23 protein-coding genes and 2 pseudogenes are annotated in these 23,433 nt (G+C 69.4%); 14 read left to right on the forward strand and 11 right to left on the reverse strand.

The window, feature by feature from the left end; translation table 11 throughout:
- Positions 1-32 precede the first annotated feature (32 nt).
- The 3 genes from ABFX55_RS35795 to ABFX55_RS35805 form a co-directional block, all read right to left on the reverse strand.
- A complete protein-coding gene (locus tag ABFX55_RS35795) occupies positions 33-1,610 on the reverse strand; it encodes a TROVE domain-containing protein (RefSeq protein ID WP_346127271.1) in 1,578 nt (525 codons plus the stop codon).
- A gap of 431 nt (positions 1,611-2,041) precedes the next feature.
- Positions 2,042-3,130, reverse strand: coding sequence for a sensor histidine kinase (locus ABFX55_RS35800; protein WP_346127273.1), 1,089 nt, complete (start codon positions 3,128-3,130; stop codon positions 2,042-2,044).
- Positions 3,127-3,780: a response regulator transcription factor gene (locus ABFX55_RS35805; RefSeq protein ID WP_346127274.1), complete on the reverse strand. Its 654-nt coding sequence runs from the start codon at positions 3,778-3,780 to the stop codon at positions 3,127-3,129. The genes ABFX55_RS35800 and ABFX55_RS35805 overlap by 4 nt, the downstream gene beginning before the upstream one ends.
- Before the next feature lie 87 nt (positions 3,781-3,867).
- On the opposite strand from ABFX55_RS35805, the gene ABFX55_RS35810 reads away from it, so the two are divergent.
- Both ABFX55_RS35810 and ABFX55_RS35815 read left to right on the forward strand, forming a co-directional pair.
- Positions 3,868-5,226 carry a S41 family peptidase gene (locus ABFX55_RS35810; RefSeq protein WP_346127275.1) on the forward strand — a complete coding sequence of 453 codons (1,359 nt, stop codon included), beginning with the start codon at positions 3,868-3,870 and terminating at the stop codon, positions 5,224-5,226.
- 50 nt (positions 5,227-5,276) lie between these two features.
- Positions 5,277-6,431, forward strand: a complete 1,155-nt coding sequence (locus tag ABFX55_RS35815) for a phospholipase D-like domain-containing protein (RefSeq protein WP_346127277.1) — start codon at positions 5,277-5,279, stop codon at positions 6,429-6,431.
- Between the two features lie 43 nt (positions 6,432-6,474).
- Here ABFX55_RS35815 and ABFX55_RS35820 read toward each other — a convergent pair whose 3' ends face one another.
- Together ABFX55_RS35820 and ABFX55_RS35825 are read right to left on the reverse strand one after the other, a co-directional pair.
- Entirely contained in the window at positions 6,475-6,627 is a 153-nt protein-coding gene (locus tag ABFX55_RS35820; protein ID WP_346127279.1) for a hypothetical protein, read from the reverse strand.
- A 103-nt stretch (positions 6,628-6,730) separates the two neighbouring features.
- The gene (locus ABFX55_RS35825; RefSeq protein ID WP_346127281.1) at positions 6,731-7,282 is read right to left on the reverse strand and encodes a TetR family transcriptional regulator; all 552 of its coding nucleotides are present in this window, start codon (positions 7,280-7,282) and stop codon (positions 6,731-6,733) included.
- Between the two features lie 57 nt (positions 7,283-7,339).
- Between ABFX55_RS35825 and ABFX55_RS35830 the strand changes: the two genes are divergently transcribed.
- From ABFX55_RS35830 to ABFX55_RS35855, 6 genes are all read left to right on the forward strand, one after another.
- Positions 7,340-9,112 carry an MDR family MFS transporter gene (locus ABFX55_RS35830; RefSeq protein ID WP_346127283.1) on the forward strand — a complete coding sequence of 591 codons (1,773 nt, stop codon included), beginning with the start codon at positions 7,340-7,342 and terminating at the stop codon, positions 9,110-9,112.
- A complete protein-coding gene (locus ABFX55_RS35835) occupies positions 9,109-9,483 on the forward strand; it encodes a hypothetical protein (protein WP_346127285.1) in 375 nt (124 codons plus the stop codon). The genes ABFX55_RS35830 and ABFX55_RS35835 overlap by 4 nt, the downstream gene beginning before the upstream one ends.
- Positions 9,480-9,716, forward strand: a complete 237-nt coding sequence (locus ABFX55_RS35840) for a hypothetical protein (RefSeq protein ID WP_346127287.1) — start codon at positions 9,480-9,482, stop codon at positions 9,714-9,716. Before ABFX55_RS35835 ends, ABFX55_RS35840 begins: the two co-directional genes overlap by 4 nt.
- 7 nt (positions 9,717-9,723) lie before the next feature.
- Positions 9,724-10,161, forward strand: a complete 438-nt coding sequence (locus ABFX55_RS35845) for a universal stress protein (RefSeq protein ID WP_346127289.1) — start codon at positions 9,724-9,726, stop codon at positions 10,159-10,161.
- Positions 10,162-10,210: 49 nt separating this feature from the next.
- Positions 10,211-10,942, forward strand: coding sequence for a M15 family metallopeptidase (locus tag ABFX55_RS35850; RefSeq protein ID WP_346127291.1), 732 nt, complete (start codon positions 10,211-10,213; stop codon positions 10,940-10,942).
- A 113-nt stretch (positions 10,943-11,055) separates the two neighbouring features.
- On the forward strand, positions 11,056-11,190 hold the full coding sequence (locus ABFX55_RS35855) for a hypothetical protein (RefSeq protein ID WP_346127292.1): 135 nt from the start codon (positions 11,056-11,058) through the stop codon (positions 11,188-11,190).
- A 136-nt stretch (positions 11,191-11,326) separates the two neighbouring features.
- Here ABFX55_RS35855 and ABFX55_RS35860 read toward each other — a convergent pair whose 3' ends face one another.
- From ABFX55_RS35860 to ABFX55_RS35870, 3 genes are all read right to left on the reverse strand, one after another.
- Complete coding sequence (locus ABFX55_RS35860) at positions 11,327-12,646, reverse strand: Dyp-type peroxidase (protein WP_346127294.1); 1,320 nt, start codon at positions 12,644-12,646, stop codon at positions 11,327-11,329.
- A 170-nt stretch (positions 12,647-12,816) separates the two neighbouring features.
- Positions 12,817-13,356 carry a hypothetical protein gene (locus tag ABFX55_RS35865; RefSeq protein WP_346127295.1) on the reverse strand — a complete coding sequence of 180 codons (540 nt, stop codon included), beginning with the start codon at positions 13,354-13,356 and terminating at the stop codon, positions 12,817-12,819.
- A gap of 399 nt (positions 13,357-13,755) precedes the next feature.
- Positions 13,756-14,874 carry a catalase family protein gene (locus ABFX55_RS35870; RefSeq protein ID WP_346127296.1) on the reverse strand — a complete coding sequence of 373 codons (1,119 nt, stop codon included), beginning with the start codon at positions 14,872-14,874 and terminating at the stop codon, positions 13,756-13,758.
- A gap of 445 nt (positions 14,875-15,319) precedes the next feature.
- Here ABFX55_RS35870 and ABFX55_RS35875 point away from each other — a divergent pair, with 445 nt between their 5' ends.
- Together ABFX55_RS35875 and ABFX55_RS35880 are read left to right on the forward strand one after the other, a co-directional pair.
- Positions 15,320-15,997 (forward strand): GAP family protein, encoded by a 678-nt coding sequence (locus ABFX55_RS35875; RefSeq protein ID WP_346127298.1) that lies wholly within the window; start codon positions 15,320-15,322, stop codon positions 15,995-15,997.
- Positions 15,998-16,236: 239 nt separating this feature from the next.
- Positions 16,237-16,941: a DUF4386 domain-containing protein gene (locus tag ABFX55_RS35880; RefSeq protein ID WP_346127300.1), complete on the forward strand. Its 705-nt coding sequence runs from the start codon at positions 16,237-16,239 to the stop codon at positions 16,939-16,941.
- A 33-nt stretch (positions 16,942-16,974) separates the two neighbouring features.
- On the opposite strand, the gene ABFX55_RS35885 is transcribed toward ABFX55_RS35880, so the two are convergent.
- A complete protein-coding gene (locus ABFX55_RS35885) occupies positions 16,975-17,106 on the reverse strand; it encodes a hypothetical protein (RefSeq protein WP_346127301.1) in 132 nt (43 codons plus the stop codon).
- A gap of 366 nt (positions 17,107-17,472) precedes the next feature.
- On the opposite strand from ABFX55_RS35885, the pseudogene ABFX55_RS35890 reads away from it, so the two are divergent.
- Positions 17,473-17,838: pseudogene (locus tag ABFX55_RS35890) on the forward strand (protein kinase domain-containing protein); the annotation flags it as partial.
- Positions 17,839-17,959: 121 nt separating this feature from the next.
- Here ABFX55_RS35890 and ABFX55_RS35895 read toward each other — a convergent pair.
- Complete coding sequence (locus tag ABFX55_RS35895) at positions 17,960-18,355, reverse strand: hypothetical protein (protein ID WP_346127302.1); 396 nt, start codon at positions 18,353-18,355, stop codon at positions 17,960-17,962.
- A gap of 324 nt (positions 18,356-18,679) precedes the next feature.
- Here ABFX55_RS35895 and ABFX55_RS35900 point away from each other — a divergent pair, with 324 nt between their 5' ends.
- The 3 genes and pseudogenes from ABFX55_RS35900 to mptB all read left to right on the forward strand — a co-directional run bounded on the left by ABFX55_RS35900 (position 18,680) and on the right by mptB (position 21,288).
- On the forward strand, positions 18,680-19,027 hold the full coding sequence (locus tag ABFX55_RS35900; protein WP_183652828.1) for an STAS domain-containing protein: 348 nt from the start codon (positions 18,680-18,682) through the stop codon (positions 19,025-19,027).
- Positions 19,024-19,741, forward strand: a pseudogene (locus ABFX55_RS35905) (glycosyltransferase family 2 protein). The gene ABFX55_RS35900 and the pseudogene ABFX55_RS35905 overlap by 4 nt, the downstream one beginning before the upstream one ends.
- Before the next feature lie 65 nt (positions 19,742-19,806).
- Complete coding sequence (mptB, locus tag ABFX55_RS35910) at positions 19,807-21,288, forward strand: polyprenol phosphomannose-dependent alpha 1,6 mannosyltransferase MptB (protein WP_346127304.1); 1,482 nt, start codon at positions 19,807-19,809, stop codon at positions 21,286-21,288.
- On the opposite strand, the gene ABFX55_RS35915 is transcribed toward mptB, so the two are convergent.
- Entirely contained in the window at positions 21,188-23,377 is a 2,190-nt protein-coding gene (locus tag ABFX55_RS35915) for a hypothetical protein (RefSeq protein WP_346127306.1), read from the reverse strand. The two genes, mptB and ABFX55_RS35915, sit on opposite strands and share 101 nt — an antisense overlap.
- Positions 23,378-23,433: the final 56 nt, after the last annotated feature.

Consider the following 23,433-nt stretch of genomic DNA (forward strand, 5'->3'; position numbering starts at 1 on the left):
CCCTGGCGCCGACGGCGAACCGACGCGCGGGGTCAGAATGGCCAGTCGGCGTTACGGCCCGCCTCCAGCAGGGGAATCAGCTTGAACGTGGCGTCGGAGAAGCCGCCGAGTTCGTGCCTGTTGCCCGACCCCGTAGGCATGGCCGCGTGCTGGTATCCGACCAGGTTGAAGCCGTACATCGGGACGTGCTTCGGTGCCGCGTCGGTGACGTTGCCGCCGTAGCCGTTGATGGTCTGCATGTCGGACAGGATGATGACCCGGTCGTGGCCGTCGTAGGTACGGCGGACCGACTCGGCGATCTGCGTGCCGTGCCCGACCTCGCCGATGCGGCCCACGAAGCGGTTGAGCTCCTTCAGCACCGAGGCGCCCTTGCCGAGGTCGTGCCTGAACACGCCGTCGGCGAACCCGTACAGGTCCGCTCCGCCCTTGGACGCCAGCACGACACCGAACAGGGCGGCGGCCTGCGCCGGCGAGACCGACGACCGGCCGGAGACCCGGCTGCCCGTCATCGACGCGGAGGTGTCCACCAGGATGAGGGTGCGGCCCTCGAACGCCGGGACGTTGCCCGTGGCCAGGCTCAGCGCCTTGTCGAGGGCGTGACCCCACCGCAGCGAGGGCGCGTTGAGGTAGGCGGAGTAGAACCGGAACGGCAGCTGCCGCGACCGCGCCACCTCCTCAGGGTTGCTCAGCTTGGCGGCGATCTGGTTCGCGACCTCGTCGGAGACCCCCGCCTCGTCGACGTTGCGGAGGTTCCTGAGCAGCGCCATGTAGCCCATTGACGGGATGATCGCCTCCCACGCGCCCTTGCCCATCGGCCCCTGCAGCCACCCGGCGAGCGCCTCCCACGTCATGCCGGCAGCCGCGAGACGCTCGGTCTCGGCTGCGAGGACGGCGTGACGCGCCTCCACCGGCAGCGCCATGAGCCGCTCGCGTTCGATCAGCATCGACAGCCGCGTCGGGACGGGCTTGTCGCGGCCGTGACGGCGGTCGAGGGCGTGCTCGAACAGGGCGCCCTGCCACGGCTTACCGGCGTCGGGGGACGGGTGGACGAAGTCGATGACGTCGCCGAACCGCCAGCCGCGCGAGCTGGTGTCGTACTTGAGCAGGTTGCGCTCGTTGTACAGCCGCTGGACGGCCTCGGCGATGCCGCGCTTGACCGGCTTGGGTACGGCGCGGCCGTACCGCGAGGTCCAGTAGGCGAGCGCCTCGCCCGGCTCGTCGGCCCGCTGGAGGACGCTGCTGACGAGCTGACGGTTCAGGCCCTGCTCCCCCGCGCCGAGGCGCGCCTTGACCGCCTCCAGAGCGGCGGCGAGCGGCGCGGAACGCATGTTGGCCTCCGAGCGCAGCCACGGCAGGAAGCGCGCCAGCCACTCCACGTCCTCGACCGCGACCTGGTGGACGAGACGGCGGAAGCGGTCATCGCGGCCGCCGGCCTTCTCGTAGAAGGTGTTCTCGCCGACCATGTTGGAGACCGCGAGAAGGAACAGTTCGCTCTTGGCGTCGCGCACGTAGCCGGGAGCGCCCTCGTGGGTGCGTCCCGAGGGTGTCGCCTCGGTCGTGACCGGGCTGAACACCGCAGGCTTGCTGGTCGTGCTGTTGAACTTCGCCATGACGCGACGAGGCCCCTCTCGTGGTTCGGTCGAGAGGGGCCTCGTTCGAAAGTCGCGCCCGAGATCGAAGTCGACGAAGGTAACTGTTCGTGCGCTCTGCCAACTGAGCTACACAAGCCCGAAGCCTGTGACGGGACTCGAACCCGCGACCTCACCCTCCCAAAGGAAGTAACCCTCATCTGCGCACCGGGCGCGCCCTGAAGTTGTATCCCTCCCGAGATCAAGGTCAGCGGCAGTGTTGCGGGTATCGAGCCCGCCACCCGAAGGGTGTTCGCCAAAGAAGTAACTGCTGCCATCGCACCGGGAAGGTGCATGTCAAGTTGTGAGCTTCAGAGATCGAGGGTGGCGCCGGGTCGTTGTCATTTTGGAGATGAAGGAACCGGTGCCTTCGCACCTGAAGCGATCTCCACGGTACAGATCAGCGTGACGCGTCACACCTGAATATCGTCGTATGAGGATCGATGCCCCGCGAAATCAACGACGACCTCCAGTCCGCCCCCCGGGTTGGGGCTCGCTCGTACCTCGGCCTTGTGTGCCTTCGCGATCGACGCGACGATCGACAACCCCAGCCCGGCGCCCTGCTCACGTGCCGTATGGAGGCGTCTGAAGGGCTCGAAGAGGTCGCCGAAACGCTCCCTCGGCACCTCCGGGCCGGTGTTCACGACCGTCAGAACGCCGTGGGAGAGCGTCACCTCGACGGTTCCGCCTGGATGGTTGTAGCGGACCGCGTTGTCCACAAGGTTGGTGACGAGCCGGTTCAGCAGGACCGGGTCCCCCTCGACGACGAACGGTTCGATCCGCGTGGTCACGGTGACGTCGTCCGAGCCCCCCTCGGCCAGGACGAGCCGTACGACCCGGTCCAGAGTGACAGGAACCCTGTTCTCCAGGCCGTGTTCCGCCTGGGCCAGGACCAGCAGGGCGTCGATGAGGCTCTCCGTACGGCGGTTGTGGAGCAGAAGCTTGTCGCGGATCTCGCCGACGTCCTCGGGCAGGCCGATCTCGATCGCCGCTCGTTGGACGGCCAGCGGGGTCCGCAGCTCGTGGGACGCGTTCGCGATGAACCGCCGCTGCCCCTCGACGGAGCGTTCGAGGCGGTCGAGCATCGCGTCGAAGGTGTCGGCCAGCTCCTTCAGCTCGTCCTTCGGCCCGACGAGGGCGATGCGTTCGTGCAGGGTCGAGAGGGACAGTCGCTGCGCGGTGGCGGTGATCCGGTGGATGGGCCGCAGGATCCGGCCGGCGACCAGCCAGCCGACGACCACCGACACCAGCGCCAGGATCCCGACCGTCAGCGCGGTCACCCCCCACTGGTAGTTGATCACCTCGTCGACCAGCTCGGGCAGCCGAGGCGGCCGATCGTTCGGCACCCCTGGCAGCGGCGCCACCGGCGCCACGGGGAGCCCCGCGATGCGCTTGTCCAGCGCCTGGCGCAGCAGCAGGTTGACCGTGACCAGCAGGATGACGGAGGTCAGCAGGAACAATCCGGAGTAGATCAGCGTGAGCCGTACCCGGACCGTGGTCACAGCAGGTATCCCGCGCCTGGAACCGTCCGGATGCACGGCGGGTCGCCCAGCTTCGCCCGTAAGCGGCTGACCACGACCCGTACCACCGTCGTGAAGGGGTCGGCGTTCTCGTCCCATGCCTCTTCGAGCAGCTGTTCCGAGCTCACGACCGCGCCGTCCGCCCTCATCAGCACCTCGAGGACGGCGAACTCCTTGAGTGACAGGTGCAGATGCCGCCCGTCCCGCGACGTCTGCAACCGGTGCGTGTCGAGCACGATCCCGTGCCGCCTCAGCACCGGCGGTACCTGCGACCGGCTGCGCCGCCCCAGCGCCTGCACGCGTGCGACCAGCTCGGCGTAGTCGAACGGTTTGGGCAGGTAGTCGTCGGCCCCCATCCCGAGGCCCGCGACCCGCTCAGGCACCGACGCCGCCGCCGTCATCATGAGAATCCGCGTACGGCTCCCGCGCGCCACCAGCTCACGGCACACGAGGTCGCCATGCATCTCGGGCAGGTCCCGATCCAGCACGAGAACGTCGTAGTCGTGCACCGCCAGCCGCTCCACCGCGGCGGCCCCGTCGTAGACCACGTCGACGGCCATGGCGTGGCGGCGCAGCCCCAGCGCCACGAGATCGGCCAGATCGCGTTCGTCCTCCGCCACCAGAACCCGCATGCCGACGTTCGTACCCGAATCGCGGTAACAGCGGCGTTAACGGATCCGTTCACGACCGTGCAATCGCCTTCCGGCCACGCTGCGGACATGATCAGAGCCCTCTGCGCCGCCGTCCTGCTGACGGCCTGCTCCCTGTCCGCGGCCGCGCCCACGCCCGTCCCGGCCCCGACGTCCCCGCCGAAGGCGGCGACCCTCCCAGGCGGGAACTGCGCCGCCATCACGGCGCCACCGCCGGAGTCGGCGCCGCCGACATCGGTGAACACGCTCCGGCAGGCGTACTTCTGCGTGCTGGACAACTACTACAGCGGCCCTGCCATGGATCCCAAGGCGCTGCTGAAGAGCGCCCTCGCCGCCTACACCCAGGACCTGATGCGGCGCGGCGCCGACCGGGCCGACCTCCGGCTGCCCGCCCTGACAGGGAACCGCGACACCGACTGGGCCGCCTTCGCGAAGGTCCTCGGCACCGGCGACCCCACCGCGCTACGAGCCGCGATCACCGGCATGGTCGCCGGGCTGCACGACAACCACGCCCGCTGGGTCAGCCCGGCCCCGCCGTCCGAGGGCGGGCCGACAGGAACGGGCATCGTGGGCGCGTCGGCCCTGCAGGGCCCGCAGCTCGATCCGGCGGCCCGGCCGCCGCTGTTCATCACTCGCGTCCTGCCCGGCAGCCCCGCTGCCAAGGCCGACGTCAGAGCCGGCGACATCGTCGTCAAGGTCAACGGCGTGCCGGCGGCCATCGGGAACACCGTGAATCGGGGCATCCTCGACGCCCTCGCCTCCGACACGGTACGGCTCACGCTCAAGCGCCCCACCACGGGACGGACCCGCACCGTCGAGCTCGAGGAGGGCCCCATCACACGGCCGCCTCAGGTGGCGACCTCGAAGAGGCTCGGCGACGGAGTCACCTACGTCCATCTGCCCGGATTCTTCGAAGGCGCCGCCGACCAGGTCATCGCCAAGCTGCGGGACAGGCCGAAAGGAGTGGTCCTCGACCTGCGCGGCAACGGCGGCGGATCGCCTCGCGAGGTGACGCGGCTGCTCGGCGCGTTCGCGCACGGCAAGGTCACCAGCTACTTCTGCCCGCTCGAGGGCGACTGCGCGCCCAACAGGACCGACGACAGCGTCCCGCTGCTCGGCCTGCGCCTGGTCGTCCTCACCGACCGCGGCTGCGCCTCGGCCTGCGAGGACTTCAGCGCGGCCGTCAAGGGCCACGGCCTGGGCACCCTCGTCGGGACCCGCACCGCCGGAGCGGTCTCCGGTCCGTCAGACGGGTACCTCCTCGACGACGGCAGCGTTCTGCTGCTGCCCAAGGTCCGGCACCTCGGGCCCGCCCGCGAGATCATCGACACGATCGGCGTGCCGGTCGACCACCACGCCCCCATGACCGCCCTCGACCTGGCCACCGGGCGCGATCCCGGCGTGGCCAAGGCTCTCTCTCTGCTGTAGCCCCGGCCGTGATCCTTGTAGGCGACGGCGCGTGATGACACGCTGACGCCATGGCAGCATTCGGTGGCGGCAAGATCGAGGCCTTCGTCGGACCGACCGAGCTCGGTGCGGCTGACGACCTCGAGCAGGTGATCATCGACTTCATCGGCGGGGCGAAGCACTCGCTGGACATCGCGGTGCAGGAGCTCGACTCCGAACCCATCGCCCAGGCCATCCTGGACGCGCGCTTCCGGGGCGTGAGCGTCCGCATGGTGCTGGAGCAGGACTACCTGCAGTCCGCCAAGCTGCCGGCGGTCACCGTGCGGGCGGGGGAGGACGAGGCCGCCGCCCGCCGGCGCGTCCAGTGGGGCGAGGAGCCCGGCGCGCGGAGCCTGGAGCCGAATCGCAGGATCGTGGGCGCGCTGCTGCGCTGCAACGTCGATGTGAAGGCCGACTACAACCCGGCGATCTTCCACCAGAAGTTCATCATCCGCGACTACCGCGAGCGCACCCTGCCGAGGTCGGCGATCCTGACGGGGTCGGCGAACTTCACCCAGACCGACTGCCACCGCAACCTCAACCATGTCGTCGTCTTCCACGACGCCCGCATCTGCCGCGAGTACACCACCGAGTTCAACCAGATGCGCGCCGGACACTTCGGCCGCGGCGCCCACGGCAAGGTCCCCGCGGCCTACAACCTCAACGGCATCCCGGTCAAGGTGCTGTTCGCGCCCGACCACGCGCCCGAGCTGGAGATCATGAAGCAGATGCTCAAGGCCACCCAGCGGGTGGATTTCGCGATCTTCACCTTCTCCGGTTCCTCCGGCATCGACGACGCCATGATCGCTCTGGCCGCGGCCAGGCGTACCGTCACCGGCGCCATGGACCCCGGCCAGGGCGCACAGACCTGGGCCGCCACCCACGACCTGGACCGCGCCCACATCGAGCTGTACTTCCCCAAACGCAGCCCCGCCTTCGGCAAGCTGCACCACAAGCTCATGACCATCGACGACGCCGTCGTCATCGCCGGCTCCTTCAACTACACCGCACCGGCCAACAACTACAACGACGAGAACATCTTCGTCATCGGCAGCCCCTACCCCGACCTGCCCAAACGCGAAGGCGGCCCCGTCGACCCCGCCGCCTGCGCCGAGCTGACCCGCTTCTTCCGTGACGAGATCCACCGCATCGAGGCCGCCGGCGAACGCTTCATCGGCGAGGGCTGATGTGCAGATAGGCCCCCGCACCTGGGTGTTTCCAGGGCCGGGATCAAGAGACGCCCTCTGCGCCCTCATCGGGCGCACGGTTCAGGCTGTCAGCCTTCACCTCGACGAGCACCTCGTCCTCCGCTTCCCCGCGGCCATCCTCACCGTCCCGCTGGACGAAGGCAGTCGTCACGGCCCCGAGGCCGCGCACTTCCACGCGCCCCAGGGTGACGGGGCCGACAGCATGTGGATCTGGTAGCCGGCCGGGGAACGGCCTCCGACATGAACGGGAGGCTAGCAACCGGCTACGACAGGAACCGTCAGCCGCGCCCGCGAAGGCACGCCTCGAAGAGGCCGGTCAGCCGGTCCACGTCCTCCGGTGTGGGGTCGGAGGGCCCGAGCAGTCTGCGGACGGAGCCGACGCCGAGGAAGACCGCCGTGGCCATGCGGGCGCGCGCCATCGCGTCGTCACCTTCCAGCCGCGCCACCAGCGGGTTGACCACGGCCGTCCTGAGGCGCTCGCTCAGCAGGGCCTGGATCTCGGGATCGCCCGCCGATCGTTCCAGCGTGCGCAGGATCGGGCTGTCGGGCTCGGCGCGCATCCGCTGCGCCGTGTACTCCCCGAGCCTGCGGGCAAGGCCTTCGAGGTCGCCCTCGAGCACCTGACGGACCGTCGGCTCGCCCGCCAGCACCTCGCCGAACAGCCCCGCCTTGGAGCCGAAATAGCGCCCGACCAGCGCGATGTTCGCGTCGGCCGCCGCGGCGATCATGCGGACGGTCACCCGTTCGTAGCCGTGCTCGGCGAACAGCGCCCGCGCCGCCGCGAGCAGGCGCTCCCTGGTCGCCTCGCGATCGCGCAGCCGCACCTCCATGGCTGAAGCCTAGCTTCACTTGCCGAGCGGCTAGTAAACGCGCGTATACTTCACCGCATGGTACAAAGCAGGCAGTACTCCCACAGAGAGATCCTCGAGATCATGTCGGGGCTGATGCTGGCGATGCTCACCTCGATGATCTCGACCTCCGTGGTGGGTACGGCCCTGCCGACGATCGTGGGCGAGCTCGGCGGCCAGGAGCAGTACTCCTGGGTCGCCTCGGCCACGATGCTCACGATGACCGTGTCGACACCGCTGTGGGGCAAGCTCTCCGACCTGTACGGCAGGAAGCTCCTCTTCCAGGTCTCGCTCGGCCTCTTCGTCGCCGCCTCGCTCGCGGCCGGGCTCTCCCAGGACATGGGCCAGCTCATCGCCGCGCGTGCCGTACAGGGGCTGGGGGTGGGCGGCCTGTCGGCGCTGTCGCAGGTGATCCTCGGCGACATCGTGCCCCCGCGCGAGCGGGGGCGTTACTCGGGCTACATGGGCGCGGTCTTCGGCATCTCCACCGTGGCGGGGCCGCTGCTCGGCGGGTTCATCGTCGACACCGACTGGCTCGGCTGGCGCTGGTGCTTCTACGTGTGCATCCCGTTCGCCGTGGTGGCGTTCGCGGTGATCCAGCGGGTGCTCAAGCTGCCGAAGGTCAAGCGGAACACCTCGATCGACGTCTGGGGCGCGACGACCATCACGGCCAGCGCCAGCGCGCTGATGCTGCTGCTGACCCTGGGCGGCCACGAGTTCGCGTGGAACTCCTTCTGGAGCTACTTCCTCGGCGCCGTCGCGGTGGTGTCGCTGCTGCTGTCGATCTTCGCCGAGCGGAGCGCGCGCAACCCGATCCTGCCGCCGAGGCTGTTCCGCAACAAGACGTTCGTGCTGACCAGCCTGGCCTCGCTGTTCGTGGGCGTGGCGATGTTCGGCGCGATGATCTACCTGCCGCAGTACCTGCAGATCGTGAAGGGCATGAGCCCCACCGCGTCGGGCCTGATGACGCTGCCGATGGTGTTCGCGCTGTTCCTGTCCGGCGTGATCTCCGGGAAGATCGTCACCAACACCGGCAAGTGGAAGATCTTCCCCGTGCTCGGCCTGCTGCTGGTGGCCGTCGGCCTGTTCCTGCTGTCACGCCTGCACGTCGACTCGGAGAAGTGGCTGATCGGCCTGGACGTGGCGGTCCTCGGCGTCGGCCTCGGACTGTCGATGCAGATGCTCATCCTGGCCGCGCAGAACGGCTCCGAGCTGCGCGACATGGCCTCCACCACCTCAGGCGTGTCGTTCTTCAGGTCGCTGGGCGGCGCGGTGGGCGTGGCGGCGTTCGGCGCGATCCTGTCCAACCGGCTCAAGGACGAGATGGCCGAGCTCATGAGGGCCGCCCACATCAGCCCTGCGGGCGGCGGAGGCTCGGTCACGCTGGGCAGCCCCACGGCCATCCAGCAGCTGCCCGAGCCGATCAGGGGCATCGTGCTGGAGTCCTTCACGCGGGGGCTGGAGACCGTCTTCATGGTCGGCGTGCCGATCGCGCTGCTCGGTTTCGTCGCCGTGCTGTTCCTGAAGGAGCTGCCGCTGCGCGGGAACGTCGAGCCGCCCAAGCAGCCGAGCAAGGACGACCTGGTCCTCGCAGGACTGCTGCTCGAGCTCATCGCCCAGCGCGTCGAACGGGCGAACGGCCAGCCCTCGGCGCTGGTGTCGGCCGTGGCGCGGATGGCGCCCCCCGACGACCTGCCCGAACGCGACAGGGCGAGGGCCGTGGCCAACAGCGTGCTGCGCCCCACCTCGCGCGCCCTGCTGGCGCAGGCCACGCCGGCCGTCAACAGAGTCACCGAAGGAGTCACCCCATGATTCGCAAGTTCGTGGGCGCCGTCGCCGCGGTCCTGGCGTTGCTCGCCGGGCTGTGGCTGATGATCGCGCCCTTCGCCCTGGGCACCCAGCCCGAGTCCGAGGACTGGTCCAACCCCACGATCACGGAGTTCTCCACCGGTCTCGGCGTGGCCGTGATCGGTCTGGCAGGCGCGGCGGCCTTCGCCGCCGCCATCTACGAGGACCTCGTCACCAGGGGCCTGGTCACCGTACGGCGGCGCGCGCCCGAACCCGAGCCCGCCCCCGCGCCCGCTCCCACGGGCGCCTCCTCCGCCGAGCTGGCCACCATGCTCGCCCCGCTGGTCGAGGCGCTGCGCGAGGATCTCACCACGACGAACGGACACAGGCGATGAAGACCAAGCTGGGCGTAGCCGCCCTCATCCTGCTGTTCGTCGGCGGCCTCTGGCTGGTCGCCGCGCCCTTCGCGGTCGGCTACCAGCCGCGCGGCGACGAGTGGACCGACGCCACGATCAACGACCTGTGGATCGGCGGCCTGCTCGCCGGAGGCGCCTTCGTCACGCTGGTCGTCTACGCGGCCGACGCGCTGCGCGAGCTGGCCCACCGCGGCCGCCACGCGGTGGACTGAGCGTGCCGTGGAACGGCTCCCCGAGGGCCGGTTCGAGATAGGCAAGGACGGCGCGGGCATCCTGGTCGTCGGCTACGACGGGACGGAGCCCAGCCGTAACGCCCTGGCGTACGCGGCGGGCCTGGCCCGTCGTGACAGGGCCGGCCTGCTGGTCGCCTTCGTCGATTGCCTCAACAGCGCCTCGCTCTGGTTCTTCGCGGGCTCGCCGATCATCCCCGACCCCGCCGAGGACCTGGCCGACGACCTGCGCGAGGAGATGCGCCACCACGGCGTGCCGTGGCGCTTCGTCAGCGTGCGAGGAGACGCGGTCAGGGAGCTGGAGTCGCTCGCCGCCGCCCACATGGCCGACGCCATCGTCGTCGGCCGCTCCCGCTCCCCCTGGCACACCTCCGTGGCACGAGGGCTCGTACGGCGCGCACGCCGTACGGTTCTGGTCGTCCCGTGAGCGTCGCCTTACGGGCGTCGCCCCATGCAGACGGAGTAGGCTTGACCAGGTGAAACGCGCCATCGTAGCCGTGTTGTCGCTGGTCGTCGCCTGCGGCACCAGTCCTGCTCCGACCGCGTCGTCCGACCTCGAGCCGAGCGGCACGGCCACCCCGACGTCGAGCCAGACGCCGACGCCCGCCCCGACGCCGCCGACGCCGACACCGACGGGCCCGCCCGCCTTCGAGTCGAAGGTGAGCACGCTCAAGCGCGACCAGCTGCCCTACTCGTGGCGGCCAGGCTGCCCCGTCCACCACAGAGACCTGCGCCTGATCACGATGACCTACTGGGGATTCGACGACAAGGCGCACACCGGCGAGCTCGTGGTCCGCGAGAACGTCACCGACGACATCGTCAGCGTCTTCCAGCGGCTGTACCGCTGGCGTTACCCGATCAAGAGCATGAAGCTCGTGGACGTCTTCAAGGGCAGCGACTTCGACTCGATCGACGCCGACAACACCTCGGCCTTCAACTGCCGCCAGGCGACGGGCTCGGGCAGCTGGTCCAAGCACGCCTACGGCGAGGCCGTCGACCTCAACCCGCGCGAGAACCCGTACGTCACCGCCTCGGGCGACACCGCCCACACCAACGCCCGCAGGTTCACCGAACGCCCTCTCGACAGGCCGGGCGTCATCAATCCTGGGGACCGCGTGGTGAAGGCCTTCGCCGCCGTCGGCTGGGAATGGGGCGGCTCCTGGTCGGGCACCAAGGACTACCAGCACTTCAGCAAGGGCGGCGGCTGACACCTGCGCCGATGTCGGCGGTATGGCGCTCGTCCACTCGGCAGCTCTCAATGTTTCCTGGCGTCTCACACCCTCATGTGCCCTCGTTTCGCAGACAGACCGACCCGGCGAACGTGAGGGCTGTAGGACCGCCGGGGCAGGTTGCGGTGTTCGACTGGGACGGCACCGACCTGTTCGCCCTGGACACCTTCGTGCTGCGCCTGGTCTTTCACGCGCGGCGAGTGGAGGTGACCGTGCGTGCGAAGTAGGGCGGAGATCCCCCACGCCTGTGCCAGACCTCTTCACTACGAGTGAGATCAAGGCCGTCCAGTGGCGTTCACCGGTCTCTTGGGATGCCCGCTCTGGCGACTGGAGGGGGCGTGTCCTCGGGGGCTGGACAGGCCCTCAGTCCTCGAGGTCGGCCAGCCAGCGCAGGGCGCGCAGGCCCGGCATGAAGCAGTACTCGCCGCCTCGGGTGACCACGAAGCTGGGCATGTTCTGCAGGCGGCGCCGGATCGGCTTGTCCGGGATGGTGGCGCTGCCTGTTCCGTCGTGATGCCCGGCTACCGGGTCCTTCTCGCCGGGGAAGCCGATGAAGTTGCCGTCGTTGACCCACTCGGTCTTGATGAACTCAAACTGGCGTTCGATATGGGCTCCGATGAAGACTCCGACCAGGCCCCGGTCGGCGCCGTCGTCTTCCAGCACGCCCTCTGGCAGCGGCGGGCCGTAGGTGGTGCCGCGGCGGATGAGGCGGTGCATCCGTGCGTCGCCGATGATGGTGGCATCGCGGGGATTGGCACGCCGGATGTGCGCGCCAGCAGGGCACCGGAAGCCGCGATCGTCGTTCTCCCGGTACAGGAAATTGTTGTTGCGGTGCGGATCGGCGCCCAGCGCCGGGTCGTCGTGCTCCGGGGCCAGCACCAACGGCGCCCCGCTGGGCCAGCGCCCGACCATCTTCGCCGCCACGAGCGCCTCTTCCTGGGCGCTGGAGGTGTTCGCGCGCAGGTACTGGCGCCAGGCCGCCACCTTGGTGTGAATCTTGCGCACGGCAACGTAGGTGCCGTTGCGCCCCAGCACTTCGGGGCTGGGCATGGGCGGTAGATTGCCGGTTTCGTCGGGGTAGCCGAGGATGAACTCACCGGCCTTGATGGGGGCCTCCTGGGGGTTGGAGCCGGGCAGCCCGACGCCCTCGATGTTGGGATGGCTGATGCCGTCGCGGAAGCCGAAGGTGGTACGCCCGGTCGGGAGCTGGTGGACCTCCTGCTGCCAGATCACCTGGACGCCAGGCGTGTTCCGGTAGGCGAGGCGGGCTCGTTCCAAAGCCTTGTCCAGCCGCGCCACATCGGGCGAGAGAGCACTCAACGCGATATGCACATCACCCGTTCCGAACGGCGGCTCCCAGTGCGCCGGGGCGCTCTCACCCACGTCCCCGATCAGGTCCGCGCGTGCGGCCATGCCCTGGCGGAACGCAGGCGGAAAGCTGTCCAGCGACTCCTGGGGGACCCCCAGGGCTCGCAGCCCTTGGTGGGTGAACGCCGCCGCCACCCAGGCGTCCTGGCTCGGGTCCGCGCTGTGGAAACCACCCTCGATCGCCGGGAGCAGCCGCCGCAGCAGGGAACGCCCGGCGTGGCGGTCATCTACACGTAGGAAGAAGAACCTTCCCACGTACGGCGCAGGCCGTGGATGCAGTGCCCCGCTTTGGATGTCGTCGATCTCGATGCCCACGCCGGCTCCGCTCGAGCTCGCCCCCGCGTTCATGATCGCTTGTGCCTCCGCATCGGTTTTCAGCTGGACAACCCGCGGCGGCCGGAACCCCGCCATGCGTTTCGACGACTGCCCGCGGCGCCCCTGCTGCGACGTCGACCCGGCCTTGGGGCTTGGTTGTCTTCAGGGTTCTAGCCTGCGGCTTCGTCCATCAGTTTCTGGAAGGCCGGCGTGGCCAGCAACGCGGCGTTCGCCGGGTTGTCCAGCGCCGCCCGGAACTCGGGAGTGTCCAGCACCGCCTGGAATGCCTCGCTCACCCGTTGGTCCTTCCAGATCTGCTGAACGGTCAGATCGGGATAGGAGCTGACGAAGACCCCCGCGGGCGCCTGCTGGGAGAGGAACCAGTCCTTCACCTTCGGATCGGTGATGCCAGGGAACCCTTCGGTGTGCGAGAAGACCTTGTCGAAGCGGCCCCCGATGGCCGTCTTGCCGAAGTCGTCGATGTAGGTGTCCCAGGAGCCGTCGAAGACGCTGGCGAACATGTGCCGGGTGCCGTTGTCGAAAATCACGTGGCGTGCGTCGTGCAGGGTGCCGATCTGGCGCAGCGCTGCACGGGCCTCGGCGTCAGCCGAGCCGCCGGCGAGCGTGGCGAGATCCTCGCGCAGCGCATCCGCATGGCCCGGCTTGATCTTGGTAACGACGGTGAACTCGCTGCACACCCCATCCCTCATGCCCGGACGCTCGGGCTGACCTGATGGGGTTGCGTCTGACGTCGCAGTCATAGTGAGCCTCTCTTGCCGTGGATCCGCCCGAGGGGAGCCAGGCGCTCGGGATGAGGCGCCATCGCCCTCCTTTCCCATTCTGACTACGCCCCGTTAGCCACCGGAAAAGTGCGGGTCAAGCAGGAGGGGTCGATTCGTACCGATTCCAGGGGTCGAGGAACATCGGAACGAAAGTAAAGCCAAAGGCGACTGGCCGTTCCGATGTGCTGCACCCACAGCTGGGACGGGGCGACACAAGTTACGCGGCGAGCATCGTGGCCCGGGGAAACAGGAACCGGTCGTTACCGTCCATTCCCTGCTGGAGTCCGGAAGGCTGTCCAGCGGTGCCTGCGCCACACCCGCCGTCTTCTACGGCAGCTCGTCGGCGCTGCGCGGCTCCCGGCGCTCCTGCTGGTTGAGCCGGTGACGCTGGAGGGAGGAGCGGCGGTAGACCTCCTTGCGCGCCCGCATGATGTCGCCGAGGGGCGCGTGTTCGGCCGTCACCCGCCACGGGGTGAAGGAGAGCGCGTCCATCTTCTTGAGGGTTTCCTCGTCGGAGATGTCCTGCCGCGGCAGGCGGAGCCTGGCGACCGTGACGAACGGGGACAGCCGCTCGGGCCACTCGACGGTGAGGTCCTCGACGGGCATGCGGTCCAGATCGGCGCAGAGCTGGACCTGGATGTCGAACGCGTAGGGCCGGTCTCTCATCTCGGCCACCAGGGCGGGCCGGAAGACCTCTTCCGCCGATGTCACGTCGATGGCGCGATGGAGCACCGCGGCAGCGGAGGAGGGGTCAGGGGCGAGGCGCACCTTGGCGATGTAGTCGCCGTGCCGGACCGCGCCCATCGTCCAGTAGGTCGACAGCAGCACGTTCACCAGGGGCCGCGCTGCCACCGTGAGGAAGGCCAGGAACTCCTCCCACGCCCACTCCTCCTGGTCCAGGGTCCCCTTGCCGGTGACGAACTCGCGGTAGAAGCGATGCCGGCCGGGCGCGCCCTGGGCGAAGTACTTCGGCGCGTCGAGGAACAGCTCCTGGATGAACAGGTAGTGCTTCACGGTGTTGCAGAAGAAGACCGGCGCGTTGATCAGGGCGTAGTCGAAGGTGCCGGTGTCGGGCTCGTCCTCCAGCAGGGTCGGGCCCTGGATGCCGAATATCTTCAGCGCCAGACCGGTCGCCCGGCCGAGGCTCGCGTCGGCGCCCGCGTGAGGCGAACCGTTGGAGAAGCGGACGAGCGCGTCATGCCGTCCCGGCGTGGCGTAGATGCCCTGCGCGTACTCGGCGGGCAGCTCGTCGAGGATCTCGACCTCTCCCCTGAGGAGCCCGTACCCCTTGGCGTGCGCGTCACGGACCGCCAGGCCGGTGCCCTCAGCGGTGACCGATTCGGCGATGAACCGCTCGGTCTTGGCGATCACGGTCCGCAGCATCTCGTCGGAATCGGGGACGGCGGCTTCGACGTCCGGGGTGTAAGGAATGAATCGCGATGGCATGAGCTCGACCATCTCCCCTTGTCTGGCTCGACTGCGGGACTACGCCGTCATCGGACAGGGGTCGGCAAAACCACGTGTCACCCCAGGTCACAGCCCAGCGTAGGCATGCAGCCAAGTCGAGCGGACAGCCCTTTGGCGGGCAAATTGTCGGTGGATCGCCCAAAAATCGCTCATTCGTGCCTGATCGCCAAGCTGACCGTCGGCCAACCGTCGGCGCCTGCCGGGCTGAGCCCCGACGGGGGCACGCCGCCGTCAGGGCCGTTGGGCTCATGGCGTGAGCCGCTGGTACGGCGCCGCCGTGGCGAGATGCGCCTGATGAGACGATGTCCAGGAGGGGCTCCATGGATGCCCTGGTCATTCGCACGACGCGCGCTGCACAGGTCAGCGGTCAAGTCCGCGGCGTCCTGCCGGCCAGATCATCCCTGACCGGCACACGGAGGCCGCCATGGGTCAAGCTCTCGGTGATGTACTCGGACTGGCGGCAGGTGTCGCCGTCAGCCCACTCCCGATCGTCGCGATCATCCTTGTCCTGGCCACACCACAGGGACGTGTCAACGGACTGCTGTTCGCCCTCGGCTGGGTGGTGGGGCTCTCGGCCCTGGGCGGCGTGATGCTGGCGATCGGCGGAGCCGGGGGTTCCTCCACCCAAGGTCAGCCGGCCACCTGGGTGGGAGGTCTCAAGCTCGTCCTGGGCGTCCTGCTCATCCTGTTCGGCGCCCGGCAGTGGCGGCACCGCCCTAAGGACACCTCGCAGGCAGAGCTACCGAAGTGGATGGCCGCGATCGACCGCTTCACACCCGTCAAAGTTCTCGGGCTCGGGCTGGCCCTGTCGGCGGCCAACCTCAAGAACGCCCCGCTCACCCTCGCCGCAGCCGCCTCGATCAGCTCGTCCGGGATTCCCAGCGGACAACAGATCGCGACACTGGCCGTATTCGTGATCATCGGCTCACTCGGACTCCTGGCCCCGCTCGCAGTCTTCCTGTTCATGGGAGATCGGGCCAAGACCGTGCTCGGCAGCTGGAAAGACTGGGCGGTACGGCACAACGTCGCCGTGATGGCCGCCCTGGTCTTCGTGCTCGGACTGAAGCTGCTCGGTGACGGCATCGGCATCCTCATCTCCTGAAGACGAGATCTCCCGGCGGGTCGGAGACATCGCGCATGCTGACCGCCGTGACGCCCGCTCGTCGACGACGCCACCACTGCCTCGATCACGCGCCGCCGGCTGAGCGGAGGCGGGGTGCCGACGCTCCGGGCGCGGACCCGTTCTGTCGCAGAACCCTTGTGGCCTTACGCTTGTAAGGGTAACGTCCTTACAAGTGTAAGAGAGAGCGCGACCGGCCCGCGCTCTACGGGAAAGGTGTGATGAATACAAACAGGCGAGCAACCGCAATCGCGGGCGCACTGGTCATCGTGGGCATGATCGCCGGTGTGCTGAGTGTTGTTCCCGTCATCGAGGAACCCCACTATCTCGATCTCATTTCTGCACATGAGAGCCAGGTCATCGTCGGCGCAGTTTCCCAGTTCATCATGATCCCCGCCTATGTCGGGTTCGCGCTGTCCCTGCATCCGTTATTGCGGATGGAGAACGAAGTGCTCAGCCTGGGCTTTCTTGGATTCAGACTGATCGCAGCGGCGTTCCATCTCATAGGCGTGATATTTCTGCCTTTGTTTCTTGTGCTGGGTCAGGAATTCACCCAAGCCGACGCCTTGGGCGCATCCCATCTGGAGACCTTAGGTGAGCTGCTGCGGACGGCACGCGACCTGGTCAATCATGTCGCATTGATCCTCTCGCTGAGCCTCGGCGATCTCCTGTTCTTCTGCATTCTGTATCGGTCGAGATTCGTCCCTCGCTGGTTGTCCGCGTGGGGATTCATCGGGGCAGGATCAGCCATACTGGCGAGCTTCTTGGTGCTGTTTCGCCTGGCTGATGTCGTCGCGCTTCCCTACCTGGCCCTGAACGCACCACTGGCCCTGCAGAGCTTGGTCTTGGCCATATGGTTGATCACAAGAGGCTTCGACACAAAGCCATCGACCACGGGCCACCAGCACGACCTCCGGCGCGGCTGATGTGCACGTCGTGGGGCCGGCCCGTCGAACGGCTCAGGCCGTCTTGGCGCCCCTGCCGGTCAGGAGCGCATCCCTGACGTGCGAGTCCTCCAGTTCGTCACGACTGAAGCCGGCGAACGTGGACGCCATCTTTCCCGCAGGCAGCAGGTCGTTCTTGCCCTGCATGCACCACCCCGGTGCTCGGCAAATTTCCGCTTGAGCGCTTCGATCGGCCCAGACACAGCGGTGAGCATGACCAGGGGTACCGACTCCACCAGATCGCGATCGTCCACTGGCGTCCACGGATTCCGGAGAGACCTGCTCGGAGACGCCTCACCTTCGATCATCTTCTGTGGATGTCCACTCACGTCCAGGGGCGGTGTCAGTACGGCTGCCGTATGAGAACGATCCCCAGTGCGTAAAGGTTCTGTTCCGGCTCAGGGATGGCCGGGTCGGCTGTCGACGGGGACGTGGGATGAGGTGCGCGTGCCCGGTCCTGGCCCGCTGATCGCAGGTGACCCCGAGTGGATCGGCGGCCATCGGCTGATCGGGGTGCTGGGTGACGGCGGCCAGGGCGTGGTCTATCTCGGTCAGGAGCCTTCGGGCCGCCAGGTGGCGGTCAAGGTCCTGCACGCTCGGATGGCGGTCGATCCCAAGGCCCGGGAGCGCTTCCTGCGCGAGGCGGAGGTCACCCGCCGGGTCGCGGCGTTCTGCACCGCGACGGTCCTGGACATGGGCATCAGCGGTGAGCGGCCCTACCTGGTCAGTGAGTACATCCCCGGGCCGTCTCTGCGGCTACTGGTCGCCGACAACGGGCCACGGACCGGCAGTGGCCTGGACCGGCTCGCGGTGGCCACCTTGACGGCGCTGGCAGCGATCCATCGGGTCGGCATCGTCCACCGTGACTTCAAACCCGACAATGTGATCATGGGCCCGGAGGGGCCCGATCTGACCGCGGTCCCCGGCTACCTACGTCCGGACCGTCTACATCAAGGTCCTGCTGGCACACGTCTTCGCGGTATCCGCTGTGGACGACGGATCATGCGGACTCCGAAAGCGCAGGGGGCGGGCCGAAGGAGTCGGAGAAGGCGCGGAAGGTCGGGCACGGCCAGCGCCACATGCAACTGCGGCATCGCAGGATCGGATGGGCGTGATCACTGGTGATGCCGCCAGCGTCGCGCGGCTGGTGCAGGTCCAGCAGTCGCAACCCGAGCTCGGTGAACGTGAGCAGGTCGTCGCGCGCGTCGGCGAGGAAGTCGAGGTCCTCGGTCGAGAGCCGCGTGCGGATGGGGACGAATCCGTCATGGTTGACCAGTCCGCGAAGGCGGCCGGTCTCCTCGCGCCACGAGGCGGCCTTGTCCGCGCGGACCAGCATGGCCTCCAGGTGCTCACGTAGTCGCTGGCGGATGGGGTCCTCGTACAGGTCATCGTTCATCGACTGCTCCCGCGGCGGCCCGGGGCTCGCAGGCCGGAGACGAGTCGTGAGCGAGTGGGTTGCATAGTGTCCTCTCCCTGAGATTCAGGCACCGGGCGGGGTGCGGAGGACCTCCAAGCCGGGTATCCCTGCCGGTCAGAGCGACTGACGCGACAGGCATGGAAGCCGTTACCACCTCACCCCTCTCCGGGCCTTGCCGGTTTCACACTGTCAAGCTTCGCGCACTCTGCGTTTTCATGAGGCCGAAACGGGAGACAAAAACCAGACCGCCCCCTATCGGCGTGAGAACGTGACCCAGAGCTCCGACGCCGCTAGCCTGCCCATGTGGAGCTCAAGGTCTCGACTCGATCACATGCCGGCCAGGCCCTCGTGGCGATCGCCGGTGAAATCGACCTCTATACGGCGCCCCGCCTGCAGTCGGAGTTCACTCGACTGCTGCAGGACGGGCCCAGCCGTGTGGTCATAGACATGTCCCAGGTGGATTTCTGCGATTCCACCGGGATGAACGTGCTGCTCTCGGCGCTCAAGCGCGTCAGGGAGCGTGGAGGGCAGCTCGAGGTGGCCGCGCCGCGGCCCGCCGTCAGGAAGATCCTGCAGGTAACAGGCCTCGACTCGGTCTTCACCGTGCACGAGGAAGTGCCTGAGGAGCTGCTGATCTCAGAGGGCTCGTGACGGACACCGCGGTCGTCGTCCCCGCCAAGGACGAGGCCGAACGCATCGGCGCCACCGTGACGGCGGCGCTCCAGCTGCCAGGCGTCGATCTCGTCGTGGTCGTCGACGACGGCTCGACCGACCAGACGGGCAGGGTCGCGCGCGCCGCGGGCGCCAGAGTGGTACGCCACAGCCGCAACCGTGGCAAGGCGAGCGCCATGGAGAGCGGCGCGGAGGCGGTGCGGCTCCTCGACGCCGCCGTGCCCAGGCACCTGCTCTTCCTCGACGCCGACCTGGGAGAGACCGCCCGCGCGGCCGCCGCCCTCGTGGAGCCGGTACGTGCAGGCGAGGCGGACATGACCATCGCGGTCTTCGCCACCAGGGTGAAGCTGGGCGGCCACGGCGTCGTGGTCCGTCTCTCGCGCGACGGGATCAGGCGGGGCCTCAGGCTTCTCCGCCACCCAGCCCCTGAACGGCCAGCGCTGCCTGACGAGGGAGGCCTTCGAGGCCGCCAGGCCCCTCGCGCACGGCTTCGGCGTGGAGACCGGGTTGACCATCGACCTGGTGCGCAAGGGGTTCAGGGTGGTCGAGGTCGAGGTGGAGATGGCCCACCGTGCGACGGGCACCGACTGGCACGCCCAGCTGCACAGAGCACGGCAGCTTCGTGACGTGGCACGGGCCCTGGCCATCCGCGAGCCGGTGATCCGCGACAACCTCGCCAAGCTCAGGTCGTAGTCCATCCGGCCTGGCCGTCGTCCTCCCGGATGCGGCCTGTCCCCGTGATGTGCTGGAATCTGCAGGTGACATCGCAGGCAAGGACCGAGGCGGGGCCAGGGCTCGCCGCGCGCGCCGCGCCGGTGCTCATCGCCGGATCCGTGCTGCTGACGATCACCATCGGACTGCTGGGGCCCTCGGCGATGGTGCCGGGGCTCGAAGGGCCTGGCTGGCAGCCGCCGTACTCCCTCGACGCGCGGCCCTCATCGCACCTCGTGATCGCGCTCGGAGCGCTCGCCGTCGTCCTGGGCGGCCTGGGCCTCCTCTGCGGCCTGCGGCGCACCCGGGCCCTCGGCGAGGGCGCGGCGCGGGCGCTGGTGCTGGGAGGCTGCCTGGCCGCCGCCGCGCTGGCGTTCCTGCCACCCTCCGGATCGGCCGACCACCTCAACTACGCCGCCTACGGGCGCATGGTCACGCTCGGGATCGACCCCTATGTCAGCGGCGCGGCCGACCTTCCAGGCGATCCCGTCGCGGCGGCCGTGGAGGCGCCGTGGCGGGAGGAGCCCAGCGTCTACGGGCCCGTGGCCACGGCGGTGCAGGCGCTGGCCAGCTGGGTCGGCGGCGACTCCGTCAGGCTGACCATCTTCGTGATGGCGCTGGTCAACGCGACCGCGTTCATCGCCGCGGGGCTGCTGCTCGACCGTCTCACCCGCGACGATCCCGCGCTGCGGCTGAGGGCGGCCCTGCTGTGGACGGCCAACCCGCTGCTGCTCTACCAGCTCGTCGCGGGGCTGCACGTCGACACGCTGGCCATCGCCTTCATGGTGGCCGCGCTGGTGGTGAGCGCCCGTGGCCCTTCTCTCCCGGAGGCCGCGGTGTCCAGAGGACGGCTGGCGGCGTCAGGAGCGCTGCTCGGGCTCGGCGTCGCGGTGAAGCTCAACGTGGGCCTGGTGGCGCTCGGGCCCGCGTGGGAGCTCAGGCGGCGGCCACGGCGGCTCGCGCTGGTCGCGGGCGTGGCGCTCGCGGTGGCCGCGCTCGGCTACCTCTGGGCGGGGACGCACGCCTTCGACCAGGTGAGCAGGGCGGGCAAGGCGATCTCGCACGCCTCCTTCTGGAAGCTCGTCCAGGGATGGCTGCAGGCGGTCGTCGGAGAGGGCAGCGCCTACAGGGGCGAGATCCAGGTGGGCGCGGTGGTCGTGATGGCCCTGCTGGCGTGGGCGCTGTTCAGGCTCCAGCCGCCGCCCGCCCACGCGGCGAGGGTGGCGGCGGTGCTCGTCGTCGCGTACGTGTTCGCGACGCCGTACATCCTGCCCTGGTACGACGGGCTGGCCTTCGCGCTGGTCGCCATGGTGGCGGCGTCGAGGGTCGACCTCTTCCTCACCGCGCACCTGACCCTGCTGTCGCTGGCCTACCTGCCTGCCAGGGTGGACGGCCAGCCCGCCGACCTCGAGTGGCTCAGGACCGTCGTCAGGCAGCAGGTGGTGCCGTGGTCGCTGCTGGCGCTGACGGCGGGTCTTGCGTGGTGGGCGTGGCGAGCTGCAGCGCGCGCACGCACGCGGCCAGAGTGAGCGGCACGGCCACCGTGAGCGCCATGGCGGGGATCGCGATGCCCGAGTCGTTGACGAGGAAGCCGACGAAAGCACAGGTCAGAGCGCCGAACAGGCCCGCGCGCAGGGTCGGGGCGAAGCCGTAGGCGCGGCCGAGCGCCGAGGCCCCCCACCGCGAGGGCCGGTCCAGGACGAAGAACAGGAAGGCCAGCGCCACCAGGGACAGCAGGGTGAGCTGCCAGTTTCCGACGGTGATGCCGACCATCGAGCTGAACTTCCTCCACACCACCGTCCAGGCCTGTCCGTCGATGATCTGCTGGACGAAGTTGCCCAGATGGGTGCGCTGGTCGGCGGCGCGCAGCCAGTCGGCGAAGGCGATGGCCCCGATGAGCGCCGCGCCTGCCGCCCCGACCAGCAGCAGCTTGAGCAGCGAGACCCTGCGGCCCGACAGCAGGATGAGGAAGACCGCCAGGCCGATCACGAACGCGGGGACGCCGCCGAAGTCGGCGCCCCACGCCGGCCAGCCGTCGGCGAAGACCGCGAACGCCCCGTAGACCGCGCACACCAGCACGACCACGCTCCTGCGCAGGTGGCCGAGCAGCCACTGGGCCAGGCCCGCCAGCGCGAGGACGGTGCCGGTGGAGTAGACGGCGAAGGCGATGTTGCTGAAGCCGTAGAAGCGCCCTCCCGTGACGGGCTCGTAGCCGGTGACGGCGTTGACCTGGAGTCTGGAGCCGGTCATGACGTCCACGAGGAGGGCCAGCGAGGTGACGCCCGCGACCACGGTGAGCGGGCCGAGCACGTGTGCCCGCCACGGGCCGGCGAACGCCAGCGCGGTGATGAGCCCGGCGAAGGCGAGGATCGTGACGATCAGCGCGGGCATCGCGGCGGGCAGGCTCCACCACGGCACCAGCTGGGCGAGGAAGGTGGAGACCGCGACGGCGCCGCTGACCACGGCCACCACCTGGACGGCGACCAGCACCCGCGACCTCGCGGCGTCCTCGACAGGCGCCTCGGCGTTCCGGGACGAACGGCGCCTGCGCAGGACGAGCGCGGCGACGGCGTAGAAGAGCACCTGCACCGCCACGAAGACGGCGAAGAAGGGCCCTCTGACCTCTCTGAGCACCTGGCTGGCGAGGTCCTCGTCGGCGAGGCGGGTGACGCTCTCCGCGACGGTCGGGGGCGCCTCGCCGCCGTTCTCCCATCCGCGCCCGACCACGCCCGCGGGCACGGCGAGCCCCAGGTTCTTGATCGTGGTCGCGGTGAGGTCCGTGATCGTGACGAGCGCGTCCTGGCGGGTGGAGGTGGCGGTCAGGAACCCGTGGCGGTACGGCCCTCCGTACGCGAGGGCGACGTGCAGGTGCGCGGCCGCCGAGGTGTCGGAGACCCCTGCCACCAGGACCGTCGTGCCCGGGGGCAGCCTGTCGAGGAACGCGCCGATCCTGCGGTCGGCCTCGGCCGCGGCGCTCCGCCTGGCGGCCGCCGTGAGGTCGGGCGGCACGCCGTCGCTGTCGGGGGGCAGCGCCGTCCACGCGCGGGCGAGCTGGTCGGCCTCCATCACGATCAGGTCGTAGGAGGCGGGGTCGGCCAGGCCCTCGGGGGCGTCGGCGTAGGCCGCGACCTTCCCTGACCTGTCGGCGGCGCCGAGGGCCGCGCCCGGCCCGATGGCAGCGACCCTGCCGCCCGCGTCCTCGACGGTCTGTCCCAGCGTGCCGAGCATCGCGTCGTAGCCGGTGCTGTCCTGGAAGGCGGTCAGCTCCGCCCAGCCGGGCACGGCCCCGCCGATGGGCGGCTCCGGCATGACGCAGCCGGGCGCGCCCGCGCGCTGACCGGCCGACACCGTCAGCCACCCGGCCATCGGGCAGGAGGTTCCCCTGTTCGGCGGCGGCACCACGCGCGTCGAGAGCGAGGCGGAGGCGCCCTCGCCGACGAGCTTCCACAGGTGCGGCGTGCGCGCCTGGTCGAGGTCGCTCCACTGCAGCCCGGGCACGCCGACGACCGCGACCCTGCTCTCGGCGGCGGCGCCCGCCGTGCCCGAGGCCGCCCCCACGAGGACGGGAAGCAGGGCGAGCAGGCCCAGGCAGAGGCGCGCCAGGGTGCGGTACGGCATGCGGGGACCCCCAGAGTCAACGCCCAAGAACGGCTAGAGCCACGGTAACGTGCCAC

The sequence above is a fragment of the Nonomuraea roseola genome (assembly GCF_039535395.1).
GTDB classification, from domain to species: Bacteria; Actinomycetota; Actinomycetes; order Streptosporangiales; family Streptosporangiaceae; genus Nonomuraea; species Nonomuraea roseola.